The 15,063-nt window shown below is 73.7% G+C and carries 14 protein-coding genes; 9 read left to right on the top strand and 5 right to left on the bottom strand.

Annotated features, from left to right (window positions below; all coding sequences use genetic code 11):
* Positions 1-160: 160 nt before the first annotated feature.
* Both ACGFS9_RS08650 and ACGFS9_RS08645 read left to right on the top strand, forming a co-directional pair.
* The gene (locus tag ACGFS9_RS08650; protein WP_393251604.1) at positions 161-739 is read left to right on the top strand and encodes a dihydrofolate reductase family protein; all 579 of its coding nucleotides are present in this window, start codon (positions 161-163) and stop codon (positions 737-739) included.
* 409 nt (positions 740-1,148) lie between these two features.
* A complete protein-coding gene (locus tag ACGFS9_RS08645; protein ID WP_393251603.1) occupies positions 1,149-2,093 on the top strand; it encodes a GNAT family N-acetyltransferase in 945 nt (314 codons plus the stop codon).
* Positions 2,094-2,162: 69 nt separating this feature from the next.
* Here the strand turns inward: ACGFS9_RS08645 and map are convergent, their stop codons facing one another.
* Positions 2,163-2,933 carry a type I methionyl aminopeptidase gene (map, locus tag ACGFS9_RS08640; protein WP_393251602.1) on the bottom strand — a complete coding sequence of 257 codons (771 nt, stop codon included), beginning with the start codon at positions 2,931-2,933 and terminating at the stop codon, positions 2,163-2,165.
* A gap of 326 nt (positions 2,934-3,259) precedes the next feature.
* Positions 3,260-4,387, bottom strand: coding sequence for a low-specificity L-threonine aldolase (ltaE, locus tag ACGFS9_RS08635; protein WP_393251601.1), 1,128 nt, complete (start codon positions 4,385-4,387; stop codon positions 3,260-3,262).
* A gap of 474 nt (positions 4,388-4,861) precedes the next feature.
* On the opposite strand from ltaE, the gene ACGFS9_RS08630 reads away from it, so the two are divergent.
* Positions 4,862-5,365 carry a hypothetical protein gene (locus tag ACGFS9_RS08630; protein WP_393251600.1) on the top strand — a complete coding sequence of 168 codons (504 nt, stop codon included), beginning with the start codon at positions 4,862-4,864 and terminating at the stop codon, positions 5,363-5,365.
* Positions 5,366-5,652: 287 nt separating this feature from the next.
* On the opposite strand, the gene ACGFS9_RS08625 is transcribed toward ACGFS9_RS08630, so the two are convergent.
* Both ACGFS9_RS08625 and ACGFS9_RS08620 read right to left on the bottom strand, forming a co-directional pair.
* Positions 5,653-6,684, bottom strand: a complete 1,032-nt coding sequence (locus ACGFS9_RS08625; protein ID WP_393251656.1) for a DUF6745 domain-containing protein — start codon at positions 6,682-6,684, stop codon at positions 5,653-5,655.
* 152 nt (positions 6,685-6,836) lie between these two features.
* On the bottom strand, positions 6,837-7,163 hold the full coding sequence (locus ACGFS9_RS08620; RefSeq protein WP_393251599.1) for a hypothetical protein: 327 nt from the start codon (positions 7,161-7,163) through the stop codon (positions 6,837-6,839).
* Between the two features lie 398 nt (positions 7,164-7,561).
* Between ACGFS9_RS08620 and ACGFS9_RS08615 the strand changes: the two genes are divergently transcribed.
* The 5 genes from ACGFS9_RS08615 (at position 7,562) to ACGFS9_RS08595 (ending at position 12,879) form a co-directional block, all read left to right on the top strand.
* Entirely contained in the window at positions 7,562-8,533 is a 972-nt protein-coding gene (locus ACGFS9_RS08615) for an STM4015 family protein (protein ID WP_393251598.1), read from the top strand.
* Positions 8,534-8,596: 63 nt separating this feature from the next.
* A complete protein-coding gene (locus ACGFS9_RS08610; protein WP_393251597.1) occupies positions 8,597-9,754 on the top strand; it encodes an STM4014 family protein in 1,158 nt (385 codons plus the stop codon).
* A gap of 80 nt (positions 9,755-9,834) precedes the next feature.
* A complete protein-coding gene (locus ACGFS9_RS08605; RefSeq protein WP_393251655.1) occupies positions 9,835-10,641 on the top strand; it encodes an STM4013/SEN3800 family hydrolase in 807 nt (268 codons plus the stop codon).
* The gene (locus tag ACGFS9_RS08600; RefSeq protein WP_393251596.1) at positions 10,638-11,978 is read left to right on the top strand and encodes an STM4012 family radical SAM protein; all 1,341 of its coding nucleotides are present in this window, start codon (positions 10,638-10,640) and stop codon (positions 11,976-11,978) included. The genes ACGFS9_RS08605 and ACGFS9_RS08600 overlap by 4 nt, the downstream gene beginning before the upstream one ends.
* A gap of 7 nt (positions 11,979-11,985) precedes the next feature.
* Complete coding sequence (locus ACGFS9_RS08595; RefSeq protein WP_393251595.1) at positions 11,986-12,879, top strand: STM4011 family radical SAM protein; 894 nt, start codon at positions 11,986-11,988, stop codon at positions 12,877-12,879.
* Between the two features lie 124 nt (positions 12,880-13,003).
* Here the strand turns inward: ACGFS9_RS08595 and ACGFS9_RS08590 are convergent, their stop codons facing one another.
* Positions 13,004-13,723, bottom strand: a complete 720-nt coding sequence (locus tag ACGFS9_RS08590; RefSeq protein WP_393251594.1) for a TetR/AcrR family transcriptional regulator — start codon at positions 13,721-13,723, stop codon at positions 13,004-13,006.
* Between the two features lie 118 nt (positions 13,724-13,841).
* On the opposite strand from ACGFS9_RS08590, the gene ACGFS9_RS08585 reads away from it, so the two are divergent.
* Complete coding sequence (locus ACGFS9_RS08585) at positions 13,842-15,059, top strand: saccharopine dehydrogenase family protein (RefSeq protein WP_393251593.1); 1,218 nt, start codon at positions 13,842-13,844, stop codon at positions 15,057-15,059.
* Positions 15,060-15,063: the final 4 nt, after the last annotated feature.

Below are 15,063 nucleotides of genomic sequence, written 5' to 3'. Positions count from 1 at the left end.
CCGAGGAGTGCGCCCCGCCCGGGGTTCCACACCCTCGACACGGGCCGCGCTCCCGGTCGCCGGACCCCGGAGACGGGTCCGCGTGTCCGGAACCGATGAGTGCGGGCACCTTTGCCAGTCTGCCTTCACAGCACCACGACACCGCCCCGAGGAGTTCATCATGGCCGCGACCTACACCTTCGACGTGTTCACCAGCCTCGACGGCTTCGGCGCCGCGAGCGGTGACTGGACCGGGTACTGGGGGAAGCAGGGCCCCGAGCTGCTCGACCACCGCCTCGCCCTGTACGACGGGGAACAGCGGATGGTCTTCGGAGCCAACACCTACCGCGCGTTCGCGCGCATGCTGGCCGCCGGCACCGAGGCGTCGGACGTCCGGGACCCGTGGGTCACCCGGATGCGGAGTCTTCCGGCGACGGTGGTGTCCAACACCCTGGAGGGTCCGCTGGACTGGCCGGACGCGCGCGTGGCGAGCGGGGACGCCGTCGACGTGGTCGCACGACTCAAGGAGGAGTCCGACGTCCCGATGCGCTCGCACGGCAGCCTGTCCATGAACCGGGCGCTGATGGCGGCCGGACTGGTCGACCGCGTGCAGGTGACGCTCTTTCCCGTGATCACCGGCCGCACCGGACTGGAGCCGATCTTCGGCGGTGCCGCCGACTTCGACCTCGAACTGATCGACCGGCGGACCCTGGACGGCCACATCCAGGAACTGGTCTACCGGCCCACCCTGCACGCCTGAGGGGTGCCGAGCCGGCGAGCACGCCGGGCGACCCGCGTCGGATGCGGCACGGGGCGGAGGAGCGGCTCGCCCGGTCGCTCAACCCGCCCTGGGTGAGGGCCGATCGCCGCGACCACCGGTTGCGGCGTAGGGGCGAGGCCCCTGCGAGTCCGACCAGGGGCACGGGTGCGCGCGGGCCGCGGGGCCGGCTCGGCGACGAGGGGCCGTGCGCCGCGGCTCACGCCACCCCGCGCACCACCTCGCGCGGCGCAGAGCGGGCCCGGCGCCGCACCCTCGGGCCACGAGGCGGGGGGTGCTCGCGCCCACGGCCGCCTCGGAGGTGGGCGACCGCGTCCAACAGGATGTGAGGAAACGGCGAAAGCTGCGGCTCGCACCTCCCCGGAGCGGTCCCCGTCCCCGATCATGAAGCATGCTCCCGGACGACCCGTACCCGAACGCAGCAGACGACCAGCGACCGAGCGGCGAGGACGACTGGCACCTCACCATCGATGCGCACGACTTCCTGGCCTTCGCGGGCGACTTCCTGCGGTCGCGCCCGGCTCTGCACACCACGGCCCTCACGGACCTCGACAAGCTGCGGACGCGCACCCCGGGCGACGGTGAAGGCCCCGCCGTCTTCGGTCGGCTGACGTCGGCGGGCGAGGTCCGCGCCATCTTCTACCTCACGCCGCTCGGTCGCCTCGGCCTCAGCGCGCTCTCCGCCGCGCAGGCCGGCGGCCTCGCCGCCCTCCTGGCCGACCTCGGGCACGCCCCCGCCGGTGTCATCGCGGACCACGACACGTCCACGGCCTTCGCCGCCGCCTGGCGTCGGCACACGACGGCAGCCGCGACGCCGTACTGGCGCACGCACCTGTACCGCCTCGGCACTCTCACGCCACCGCGACCGGGGCCGGCGGGCCACAGCCATGCCGCCGGCGAGCGGGATCGCGAGCAAGTGGTGCGCTGGTGCCGCGAGTTCAGCGTCGCGGTCGAGGAGACCGTCTCCGTCGAGGCCATCGACGCCGGGCGCTGGAGCACTTCGCGTTTCGGCGACCGGCACTTCACGTTCTGGACGGACACCGAGGGCAAGCCCGTCTCGATGGCGGCCGCGACCCCGGTCATCGCAGGCATGGTCCGGATCGATCCCGCCTACACCCCGGCCGACCTCCGGGGCCGGGGATATGCGGGCGCGGTGACCGGAGCGGTGAGCAGCGCGGCTCTCGCCGGCGGCGCGACGGACGTCGTACTGTTCACCGACCCGCGCAACCCGACCAGCAACGCCCTCTACCAGCGCCTAGGCTTCGTGCGTCTCGCCGATTTCACCGGGTTCCGCTTCTCCTACGCCGCGCGGGCGGACGCTCCGAGCGGTCCCTGAGGCCGGTCCCGCCGCCGGTTGCGCAGGAGCGTGCGGAGCCGGGCACCGGCGCCCGCGCCGCCGGCGGTCTTACCGCACCGAGGTGAGGATCTCGGCCCCGTGGTCGGTGATCGCGATGGTGTGTTCACTGTGGGCGGTCCGGCATCCCGTGGCGCTCCGCAGCGTCCAGCCGTCGGGGTCGGTGACGAGTTCGGCCGTGTCCAGCATGACCCAGGGCTCCAGCGCGAGCAGCAGACCGGGGCGCAGGGTGTAACCGCGGCCGGGGCGCCCGGTGTTCGCGACGTGCGGGTCCTGGTGCATCGTCGAGCCGATGCCGTGGCCGCCGAAGTCGGCGTTGATCGGATATCCCGCCGCGGTCAGGACGGTGCCGATCGCGTGGGAGATGTCGCCGATGCGCGCACCGGGCCCGGCGGCCGCGATCCCCGCCGCCAGCGCCCGCTCCGTCGCTTCGATCATCGCCACGCTCTCCGGGGGTCGCGCCTCGCCCACGACGAAGCTGACGGCGGCGTCCGCGGCGACACCTCCCAGGGAGACGGCGAGGTCGAGCGTCAGCAGATCGCCGTCGGCGAGGCGCCGATCGCAGGGCCGTCCGTGGAGGACGGCGTCGTTGACGGCCGTGCAGATGTAGTGGCCGAACGGCCCGCGGCCGAAGGACGGTTCGTAGTCCACGTAGCAGGACTGCGCCCCCGCTTCGTCGATCATGGCCTTGGCCCACCGGTCGATGTCCAGCAGGCTCATGCCCACCGTGCTGCGGCCCTTCAGCGTCTGGAGGATGTCGGCCACCAGGGCGCCCGTGTCCTTCGCGCGGGCCAGCAGGGTGGGGTTCAGGATCTCGATCATGCGGCGTCCTTCACATGCGACCAATAACAATACCGGGCTTATGATACCGGTATGAGAATCACGGTCGCCCGTGGTGGCCGTGCCCCGGGGCGGCACCCGGTCGCGCCGGAGCCGGACGGGGCCGGTCCACCGGCGGCACCCCGTCGTCGTCCGGGGTGAGGCACGGGCAGGACGCAGGGACCGGACCGGGCAGCCGCGCCGGGGGCCGTAGGTTCCGGTGAGGCGGCTTCCCTCATGGCCGTCTCGTGCGGCGTGCCCGCCACGCCGCCCTCCGGAGGAACGCACGGCGGCGCGGCGCCGGCGGCGGAACGGCCGCCTCCGCTCGTTCAGCGGGCTGCCGTGCCGCCCAGCGTCTCGCGCACGATGCGCACCGCGCGTTCGGTGTCGGCACGGGTGACGTCGAGGTGGAACACGAAGCGGAGCAGGCCGGGATACCCGGCGCACAGCAGCCCTCGTGCGGCCAGCCGGTCCCGCACCTCGTCGACCGCGAGAGCGGTGGAGGTCTTCACGAAGACCATGTTGGTCCCGCCGGGCTCGACCGTCAGACCCTCCACCCCGTTCAGCCCGTCGGCGAACAGCGCGGCGTGCTCGTGGTCGTCCGCGAGCCGGGCCACATGGTGGTCCAGGGCGTGCCGGGCCGCGGCCGCCAGCACGCCGGCCTGCCTCATGCCGCCGCCCAGGACCTTGCGCCAGCGGCGTGCGCCGGCCACGAACGCGCGCGAGCCCAGCAGCGCCGAGCCGACCGGTGCGCCCAGGCCCTTGCTGAAGCACACCGAGACGCTGTCGAAGTGCCCGGCGATCAGCCGCGCCTGCGCGTAGGGGTCGTCGCCGGTGGCCACCGCCGCGTTGAACAGCCGTGCTCCGTCGAGGTGGGTGGCGAGTCCGTGGTCGCGGGCGACTGCGGTGGCCGTCCTTGTGTAGTCCACGGACACCGGGCGCCCACCGATCGTGTTCTCCAGGCAGAGCAACCGGGTGCGGGCGAAGTGCGGGTCGTCCGGTTTCACGGCCGCCGCGATGTCCAGCGGGTCCAGCGTTCCGTCCGGGCGGTGCGCGAGCGGCTGGGGCTGGATGCCGCCGAGCACGGCGGCACCGCCGCCCTCCCACCGGTACATGTGGGCCATCTGGCCGGCGATGTACTCGTCTCCGCGCCCGCAGTGCGTCAACAGGGCGCAGAGGTTGCTCTGCGTCCCCGAGGAGACGAACAACGCGGACTCGAATCCCAGCAGGTCGGCGATCCGCTCCTGGAGTGCGTTGACAGTGGGATCGTCGCCGAACACGTCGTCCCCCACCTCCGCCTCGGCCATCGCCCGGCGCATGGCCTCGGTCGGACGGGTCACCGTGTCACTGCGCAGATCCACCAGGTGGTCCGCACCGGCGTGAGCGGCGTCCGCCCCGCTCCCTGCACGGGAGGCGGCGGTGGTGTCGGCGATGCGGGCGGAATCGGTGGTCGGCACACGCACACTCTGCCACGCCCGGAGGAACGGCCGCCGCCGGGTGGGAAGGTCACCCGCGCGCCCACCGGGCACGGCACTCGTCGCAGGAGCCGGCCCGACGGCGGGCCCGGGTGCCGCCTCCGCTCGGCCGGTGCGGGTCTCCCGGTGAGCGCTCGCCCCGTCCCTACCCGGTCACCCGCCCGGGGTGGCGGCCCGCCCCAGGCGCGCCATCGGATGTCACCGCACCGGGCCCGACCAAACGCGGACACCACCCCTCCTTCTCTCCCTCCCCCACCCCTCCGCGAGGTCCCAGGCTCTCCTTTGCCGTTCTTTTTCCGTCGCGTCCACAACCATTCCCCCGGGGGTCTCCGCACCCCGGAACACCACGAACCCGTGCAACCCTCCCCCCGCCTCGACGCTCTAACCGGATGACCACAAGCCCGCCGGCCGCGGCGGGAGACGGAGAAATCCACCACGGGGAAGGTTCTCGATTCCATGCGCACTCGCTCCCGCATCACCCTCATCGCCGCCGCCGGCGCCGCAGCGGCCCTCTCGCTCGGCGCGATCACACCCGCCCTGGCCGACACCACGCCGAAGCAGCACCCGCACTCGGTGGCGGCGACGACAGCGGTCACGGGCGACCCCCGCGCGGCCGTCACCCGCGTGGCCGACTTCTACGGCGCCTACATCGACTCCATCTGGGACATCGAGGACCCGGCGGCGTCCGCGAACGCCACGGCACTGCGTGCGTTCTACCTGAGCCCCGCAGAGCAGCGCAGGGTTGCCGCCTTCGAAGCGAAGGAGCACGCGGACGGAGTCCTGTTCGCACAGAACGTGCCGGTGAAGTGGAACGTCCGCTACACCGGGTCCGGTGCCGGACACGCCACCGCGCTGGTGACGCTGACCTGGAGCGACGGCGCCGACCCGGAGGTCTCCACGATCAAGGTGCAGACGGACCTGCGGACACGCAAGATCACCGACCTGCGGCCGGCCGACTGACACGCGCCCCGGCAGACGGGAACACGGGAGCCCCGTCCCGGGAGACGGCCGCGCGTCCCGGCCGTGCGGTGCCCGCCGACGTCACGGGCCCGGCTCCCCCACCGTCCGCATGACGCCCTTGAACGGGCCGCCACGCCTCCGATCACACAAAGCCGGTCGTCGGAGGCGGGGCGCCCGCCTCGCCGGCTCGCGTAGGCGCCCGCACGGACACGGTCGTTCGCGGTCGCGGCCGGTGCGCGCGGCATCCGTGCGGGAGGCGTCCGGCCCCGGGCACCGGGGTGCGCGGCTCAGGTCTGCCGGGCCGGTGCGTACGCCTCCGCGGCCAGGCCGAACGTCCAGGCCACTCCCTCACGGGCCGTACGGGTGGCGGGCGGTACCCGCAGCCAGTACGTGCGGCTCGAACCGTCCGGTTCCGGGGTGGAGTTCACCACCTCCACCATGACCACGTCCTCGTCGCCGGCCAGCTCCACACGCCACAGCACACCGGTCTCGTCACGGTGCACGGGGACGGCGCCGGACTCCGACAGGTACCGGTCGTAGCCGTGGAACTCCAGCATCACCCGGCGCAGTTCGGCGTTCTCCTCGGCACGAATCCGCTCCGGCGTCAGCGCGGTGAGTTCGGCGAGGAACGATCTCGGGACGGGCATCCCCCGCCAGGCGTAGAGCTCGAAGCCGTCGCCGTAGCGGAGCGCGGGCCCGTCTCCTCGGTCCAGACGTCCTGCCTCGTCCCGGTGCAGGCTCAGCGGCCGTTCGCTGACGACCGCCACCTTCTCGTAGGGCCACCACCATCCCGCCTCGCCGGCCACCACGGCGATTCCGGCCAAGGGCCCGGCGTCATGGGGGCCGAAGGCGCTCAGCCACGCCGCGTCGTACTGGCCCGGCGTGGCGTCCAGAAGCAGCAGCCTGACCCGGCTCTCCTCGGCCCGGTCGGTGGCCAGGTCCTCCACGACCCCCGCGCGGACGCGGTCGGCCAGAAGGCGAGTCGACTCCCACAGAGCGGCGCCCGTGGCCCTCCAGTGGGCGCTCCACCCCTCCGGGCCGAGCCGTTCGTGCGCACGGGCACGGGCCGCCGCCCAGGGCCGCGTCACGACCGCGTCGCGCACCCCGGCTCCGGTGTCTCCCAACGGTCCCTCCGCACCGACGGGTGCCGTCCCCGTCAGCATGCGCACCGCCTCACGGGGCGAACGCGCCCAGACGATGCGCTCGGGCGCGTCGAGTCCGGCCTGCCGGTAGGCGAGCCGCACTCCCTCCTCGGCCGCCGCCCGGTCGCCCGCCCCCGTCCGCGTCGCCACGGCCCGCCAACCCTGCTGGTCCATCACATCGCTCCTGTCCACTGTCCTCATGCCCGGGCGGGACCATCCGCCCGTCGCCACCCGGTTCCCCCGTGGCCCCGTCCGCCCGCCGCGGCGTCCCGTTCTGCCGGACGCGTCGCCCGGGCGCCCGCCCGCGCCTCCACCCCGGCCTCGGCCCGTCAGTCGGCGACGATGCGGACCGAGCCCGGCACATACTCCCGTTGCCGGACCACCCGGTACCAGCCCCGGGGCAACGGGATCGCCCCGTGCTCCTCGTGCACCACGCGCCCGCCGTCCGGCACATGCAGCAGCAGGGGCCCGAACACCCCTGCCTCCCTGATCAGGCGTCCGGGCCCGACCACGGCGTGGGCGTGGCCGGTCACCTCGCCGAGGGCCAGGACGAGGCGCCCGCGTCCGTCCCTGGGTTCGGAGGGGGCGGCGAGAGCGTGCTCCGGCACCGCCTTCTCGTCCAACGGCACGATCAGTACGTCTCCTTGGCGGAGCATGGCTCTCCCTCCCGTCGCGGCACGGGGTGTGCCGCGGGAAGAACGCTAGGGGCGACCACTGACATCGGCACCGGAAGCCGGTCGCGGCAACGGTGGCCGGAGGGAGACCGCCGCCCACGAACCCGCCCTGCGCTGCCTCGCGCCTCACCCGGCCATCGTCGCGCCTCCCCCGTGGTACCACCCGGACCGGCCCTCCGAGCCGGCCGGACCCTGAGACCTGCCCCCGTCACCTCGGTCGCCGCGCCCGGGCTGCTCGTCCGCGCCCGATCCGGAGGAGCGACCCTGTTCGCCGCCCTGTCGGTGGGGCTTGGTACAACTCCTCTACCTGGGTGCGGTCCGCCGGACGGAACGCAGTCGATCGTCGAACCACCGGAAGCGGTACGAAGGAGCGGGGCCGTATGACCATCGGTAGCCATCTCGAAAAGTTCCACGGCCTGCCCGCCTTCACCTTCCCCGACGCCACCGACGGCTCGGCAGCGCCCGCGGACCCGCTCCCCGCACCCGAGTCGGTGGCCTGGCGTATCGCCGTGGAGGCGTACGACAGCGAGGAGGAGTGGCAGGACGCGTTCGCGCGGTTCCTGAAGGCCGTGGACACCCGGCGGGTCCGGGCCCTGGTGGTCGGCGCGTGGAGCGACGTCTACGACACGGCACCCGACGAGGTGATCACGGCGCTGGTGGCGGCCCGCGAGCAACTCCCGGCTCTGCGCGGCCTGTTCCTCGGGGACATCGTGATGGAGGAGTGCGAGATCTCCTGGATCGTGCAAGGCGACGTCTCCCCCCTCCTGAACGCCTTCCCCGCACTGGAGGAGTTCGGGGTGCGGGGCGGCAACGGCCTCGTCTTCCCCGCCGTCCGCCACGACCGGCTGCGGAGTCTGACGGTCGAGACCGGCGGCCTGCCGGCCGAGGCGGTGCGCGGCATCGCCGGCAGCGACCTGCCCGCCCTCGACACGCTCGACCTGTGGCTGGGAACGTCCGAGTACGGGGGCGACGCCGACGTCTCGGACCTGGAGCCCTTCTTCGGCGGCGAACGGCTGCCGCGGCTGACCCGACTGGGGCTGCGCAACAGCGAGATCCAGGACGACGTGTGCCGGGCACTGGCCTCGGCGCCCGTCGTGGCACGCCTGGAGACGCTCGACGTCTCGATGGGCGTCCTCACGGACGACGGCGTGACCGCACTCCTGTCCGGCCAGCCGCTGACCCACCTGAAGACACTCGACCTCCACCACAACTACCTCAGCCCCGCACTGCGCACCCGCCTGGTCGAGACGCTGGAGCCGGCCGGAGTGCGCGTCGACGCCGGCCAGGGCGACGCCGAGTCCGACGAGGAGGAGGACGGGACGGTCTGGCGTTTCGTCGCGGTGGGTGAGTAGCCCGGACCGTCGCGCGAGCCGACGGGAGCGGGGGGCGGGACCACGCGGAAGTGAGGGACGCCGGTGAAGTGGGTGGTCGTCGGCAACGGGGACAACCGCCGGACGCGGCTGTTCGCGGCGGCGGCCGAGGAGGCGGGATGCGGGACCCCGCGGGTCGTCGAGTGGCTGGACGTCCTGCGGGACGGCGGGCACGCCTTCACCGACGACGAGGTGGTCCGGCTGGACTCCCCCGGCGAGAACGCCGCGGTCGACCGGTTGCTGCGCGGGGACGTCGAACCGACGCGGGTGGAGGGCTCCGCCCAGTGGTACACGCGCTTCCTCGCCGCCGCGCGCTCGCTGCGTGGCGGAGTCCGCCTGGACGATCCCGCCGACCTCGCCGTGCTCTTCGACAAACGTCTGTGCCACGCCCGGCTCGACACCGCCGGCGTGCCCGTGCCGCCGTCCCCCACGTCCGGCGTGCCGGAGGCCGTGGAGGGCTGGCAGGGCGTGCGGAACCTGATGGCGCAGTCCGGTCTGCGGAGGGCGTTCGTCAAACTCGCCCACGGGTCCTCGGCCTCGGGTGTGCTCGCCGTCGAGACGACCGGCACCGGACGGGTCCGCGCCACCACCTCGGTGGAGCGGACCGCGGACGGCAGCCTCCACAACTCCCTGCGCATCCGCCGCTACACGGACGAGCCGGAGGTCGCGGCGATCGTGGACAGGCTCGCGCCGGACGGTCTGCACATCGAGCGGTGGCTCCCCAAGGCGTCGCTGGGCGACAGGTCGGCGGACCTGCGGGTCGTCGTGGTGGCCGGTCGGGCGACACACGCGGTGGTCCGCACGAGCCGTTCTCCCCTCACCAACCTGCACCTCGGCGGCGCGCGCGGGGACCTCGCCGCCGTCCGGGCGCTGGCCGGCGACCGGTGGGCGCAGGCTCTCGCGATCGCCGAGCGGGCGGCGGCCTGCTTCCCCGGCACGCTCTGCGTGGGCGTCGATCTGCTGCCCGCCGTCGGCTGGCGCCGGTTCACCGTCGGCGAGGTCAACGCCTTCGGCGACCTCCTCCCCCGCCTGACCGGCCTGCCCGGCAGCGGCGCCGAGGACATGGACACCTACACCGCCCAGATCACCGCCGTGCCCGGGTCCGTCTCCCCGGGGGCGTGCCCGGCGCCCTTCCGCCCGCCGGACCGCCGAAATTCCGTTGCCCGCACCACCGTTCGCCGTACCACCGAGGACAGCACATGACCCCGCCCGAACCCGGCCCGCCCCCTGCGCGCACGGCACGCCCCGCCCCCTGCGCACCCGACGCGGACGGCGCACCGGACATGAACGAGGTGGTGGGCCGCGACGACCTGCTCCTCCTCACCCTCGACACCCTGCGCTACGACGTCGCCGTCGAACTCGCCGCAGCGGGCCGGCTCCCCCATCTCGCCCGCCACCTGCCGGGCGGCAACTGGGAGCGGCGGCACGCGCCGGGCAACTTCACCTATGCCTCGCACCAAGCCATCTTCGCGGGGTTCCTGCCCACCCCGGCGTCGCCGGGACCGCATCCGCGGCTCTTCGCGGCACGGTTCGCGGGCAGCGAGACGACGGCCGGCCGCACCTTCGTCTTCGACACACCCGACCTGGTCTCCGGTCTCGCGGCGCGCGGCTACCGCACGGTGTGCATCGGGGGCGTGGGCTTCTTCAACAAGCAGGGCGCGCTGGGGGACGTGCTGCCGGGGCTGTTCCAGGAGAGCCACTGGGAGCCGGAGTTCTCGGTGGCGTCGCCGACCTCGTTCGAGGCCCAGGTCGCCCGCGCCGAGCGGACGGTCGCCGAACTACCGCCCGAGCGGAAGCTGTTCCTGTTCCTGAACGTGTCGGCCCTGCACCAGCCCAACTGGTTCCACCTGCCCGGCGCGACAGCGGAGACGGGCGACAGCAGGGCCACCCACGCGGCGGCCCTGGAGTACGTCGACCGGCACGTCGGACGGCTGTTCGCGGCGATGCGTTCGCGGCGGCGATGCTTCGCCATCGTCTGCTCCGACCACGGCACCGCCTACGGCGACGACGGCTACACGGGCCACCGCCTGGGCCACGACAGCGTGTGGACCGTGCCCTACCGCCACTTCTTCCTGGAGCCGACCGCATGACCGCCGTCCCCGCGGCCCCCGCCGCGCCCCCGCGTCCCTACCAGAGTTACACCTACGCGTATCCGCACAAGACGGCCTACCGCCCCCTCGTCCCGCGCCCCGGCCTGCGGGACCTGTGGGCGGCGGAGCCCAGGAGCTCGCTCTCGCTGTACGTGCACATACCGTTCTGCGAGGTCCGGTGCGGGTTCTGCAACCTGTTCACCCGGATCGGCGCGCCCGACGACCTCACCGGCCGCTACCTGGACGCGGTGCGGCGGCAGGCCGCCGCGGTCCGCGAGGCCCTCGGCGACGACACGGCTCCGCGGTTCGCCAACGCCGCGTTCGGCGGAGGGACCCCCACCTTCCTCGAAGCCCCCGAACTGGAACGGCTGTGCGACATCGCCGAGCGGGAGATGGGAGCCGACCTCCGCGCGATCCCGCTGTCCGTCGAGGCCTCCCCCTCCACGGCCACCGCGGACCGGCTGGCCGTCCTGGTCGACCGGGGCGCCACCCGCCTCAGTCTGGGGGTGCAGAGTTTCGTGGCGGAGGAGTCGCGCGCCGCCGTCCGCCCGCAGCGCCGCTCGGAGGTCGAGGCGGCGCTCGCCCGGATTCGGGAGGCGGCCGTCCCGGTCCTCAACATCGACCTGATCTACGGCATCGACGGCCAGACCGCCGCCAGTTGGCGGGTCTCGCTGGACGCCGCCCTGGCCTGGCGCCCCGAGGAGATCTACCTCTACCCGCTCTACGTCCGTCCGCTCACCGGCCTCGGCCGGCACACCGATCCGCACCGGGCCGACCGGGATTGGGACGAGCAGCGCCTGCGGCGGTACCGCGAGGGCCGCGACCACCTCCTCGGCCACGGCTACGAGCAGGTGTCGATGCGCATGTTCCGGCGCGCGGACGCACCGCCCCAGGGCCCGGACGACTACGCCTGCCAGACCGACGGCATGATCGGCCTGGGCTGCGGCGCCCGGTCCTACACCTCGACGCTGCACTACTCCTTCGACTACGCCGTGTCGATGCGGGAGATCCGCGGGATCATCGACGCCTACACGGCCACCGAGGACTTCTCGCACGCCCTGCACGGGCGTCGTGTCGACGAGGACGAGGCCCGGCGCAGGCACCTGCTCCAGACGGCCGGGCTCGCCGCGCCGGACTACCGGCTGCGCTTCGGCTCCGATCCCCGCGAGGACTTCCGCCGCGGACTGGACACCCTCGCCGCGCGCGGCTGGCTGGCCGACACCGGCGACGACGAGCTGCGTCTGACACCCGAGGGGCTGGCCCACTCGGACGCCATCGGACCCGAGTTCTTCTCCCCGGCCGTCCGAGACGCCATGGCCGCCTACGAGCTGAAGTGAGACCGCCGTGGACCTGACCATCCTGTACCGCGGCCCGCTCGCCTCCTGCGACTACGACTGCCCGTACTGCCCGTTCGCCAAGCGGCGCGACTCCACCGCACAACTGCGCGCCGACCGGGCGGCGTTGGAACGCTTCACCGGATGGGCGCGGGAGCAGCGCGAGGACCGGCTCTCGGTGCTCTTCACCCCGTGGGGCGAGGGGCTCGTGCGCTCCTGGTACCGCCGGGCCGTCGTGGAGCTGTCGCGGGAGCCGCACGTCGAGCGCGTCGCGATCCAGACCAACCTGAGCTGCCGCACGGAGTGGCTCGCCGAGGCGGACCGGGACACGGTCGCCCTGTGGTGCACCTACCACCCCGGGCAGACACCGCACGACCGGTTCCTCGACCGGACCCGCCGGCTCGCCGCCCTCGGGGTCCGCTTCAGCGTCGGGGTGGTGGGGCTGCCCGAGCATCTGGAACCGGCGCTGCGGCTGCGCGAGCGACTGCCCGAGCACGTGTACCTGTGGGTGAACGCCGCGGAAGGGCGGACGTACACCGACGAGGAGGCGGACCGGTGGACGGCGCTCGACCCTCTCTTCCCGTTCAGCCGGTCCCCGCACCGCTCGGCGGGCCTTCCCTGCCGCACCGGGCGGTCCGTCGTCTCGGTGGACGGGGACGGAGTGGTCCGCCGATGCCACTTCGTCCGGGGTGAACTGGGCAACCTGTACGACGGCTCCTACCGGTCGGCGCTCCGCCCGCGCCCCTGCCCCCTGGCCGCCTGCGACTGCCACATCGGGTACGTCCACCTGGAGTCGCTTCCGCTGTACGACGTCTTCGCGGGCGGCGTCCTGGAACGCGTCCCGCGGTCGATGCCGGCGCGGCCCCTCCTCCCCGTGCTCCCGACGGCCGCCGCCCCCGGCTGACCTCGCGCGGACCCGGACCGGCCGGACCCGCCCCCGGGGCCGCCGACCTCCCGCACCCGGCGGCACCTCCGGGGGGCCTGCGGGCCGCGGCACGTCGAGGTCCGCGTCCGCGTCGAACGGCGGCTCAGCCCGGCTCGGCCGCGGTCGGCCGCGCGCGGTGCGCCGCCGCGCTGTCGAGCAGCATGTCCAGGGCCGTCGGGTAGGCGCTGGTGACCATGCGGGTGGCCAGGAGCGGGGCCGCCTCGGCGATGCGGGGGTGGGTGGTGGCGGGGAGCCGGGCGTAGGTCGAGCGCCACATGGCCTCGTCCGCGTGCAGTGCGGCGCTGGGCAGGGCGAGCGAGGCCGCGTCGAGTGCGGCGAAGGCGAGTGTCTGGTCGATGAAGGCGTGGTAGATGCGCACCGTGTCGGGCAGGGGGAAGCCTGCCGTGCGCAGCACGTCCAGGACCGCCTCGTCGGCCGCCAGCTCGTTCGCCCGGCCGCTGACCCGGCTGGTGGTGAGCTGGGCGGCCTGGGGATGGGCGAGGTAGGCGGCGTGGATGCGCAGTCCGACGGCCCGCAGGTCGGCGCGCCACTCCCCGGTGGGCGCCCAGCCGTGCAGGGCCCGGCCGATCAGCGCGTCGGCGATGGCGAGGGTGAGGTCGTCCATGCCGCGGAAGTAGCGGTAGAGGGTGCTCGGATCGCAGTCGAGCGCCAGGCCGAGTCTGCGGGCGGTCAGGCCGGCGCTGCCGTGCTCCCCCAGCATCCGCAGCGCGGTGTCGACGATCAGCCGCTCGGAGAGCACCGTGCCGCTCCGGGTGGGACGCCGGCGGCGGCGCTTCTCCTCGGGGACCACGGGTTTCGCCACGGCGTTCTCCAGAGTGGTGCGCTTATGCCAACACCATTGACCTTACGCGACGCGGGGGCGTTGTATCGGCCGGGAGGGGCGCGCCTCGTTCTCACAGGACCGACAGGGAGTTCTTGCCATGCGTGTACTGCTCGTAGGAGCCGGTGGCGTGGGTTCGGCGATCACGCGGATCGCGGCCCGGCGCACCTTCTTCGAGGCGATGGTGGTCGCGGACTACGACCCCGCCCGTGCCGAGGCGGCGGTCGCCGCGGTGGACGGCGATCCGCGGTTCACCGCCGCCCGCGTCGACGCGGGGGACACCGCGGCGGTGGCCGAGCTGCTGGACCGGCACCGCTGCGACGTCCTGCTGAACGCCACCGACCCGCGCTTCGTCGTGCCGCTGTTCCGGGCGGCGCGCGCTAGCGGGGCGAACTACCTCGACATGGCGATGTCGCTGTCCCGGCCCCATCCGGAGCGCCCGTACGAGGAGTGCGGGGTCAAGCTCGGCGACGCCCAGTTCGCGGAGGCGGCCGAGTGGGAGAAGGACGGCGCGCTCGCCCTCGTCGGCATGGGGGTGGAGCCGGGTCTGTCCGACGTCTTCGCCCGGTACGCGGCCGACGAGCTCTTCGACGAGATCGACGAGGTCGGCGTCCGCGACGGCGCGAACCTGACGGTGGAGGGGTACGACTTCGCGCCGTCGTTCAGCATCTGGACGACGATCGAGGAGTGCCTGAACCCGCCCGTCGTATACGAGGCGGGCCGCGGCTGGTACACCACCGAGCCGTTCAGCGAGCCGGAGGTGTTCGACTTCCCCGAGGGGATCGGGGAGGTCGAGTGCGTGAACGTGGAGCACGAGGAGGTGCTGCTGGTGCCCCGCTGGGTCGACGCCCGGCGGGTGACCTTCAAGTACGGTCTCGGCAACGAGTTCATCGAGACGCTCAAGACGCTGCACCTGCTGGGGCTCGACCGCACGGAGCCGGTGACGGTGGCGGGCCCCGACGGGCCGGTCGCCGTCTCGCCCCGGGACGTCGTCGCGGCCTGCCTGCCCGACCCGGCGACGCTGGGTGAGCGCATGCGCGGCAAGACCTGCGCGGGCACTCTGGTGCGTGGCCGCAAGGACGGCGCACCGCGCGAGGTGTACCTGTACCACGTCGTCGACAACGAGTGGTCCATGGCCGAGTACGGCTCCCAGGCGGTGGTCTGGCAGACCGCGGTCAACCCGGTCGTGGCCCTCGAACTCGTCGCGACCGGCGCCTGGACGGGCTCGGGGGTCCTGGGCCCCGAGGCCTTCCCGGCCCGCCCCTTCCTGGATCTGCTGACGGCGTACGGCTCGCCGTGGGGCATCCGCGAGCAGTGAGGCA

It is taken from the genome of Streptomyces sp. NPDC048566, from assembly GCF_043199735.1.
In the GTDB taxonomy this organism is placed as follows: Bacteria; Actinomycetota; Actinomycetes; order Streptomycetales; family Streptomycetaceae; genus Streptomyces.
The sequence above is the reverse complement of the archived record's forward strand: the minus strand, read 5'-3'. Positions and strand labels throughout refer to the sequence as shown.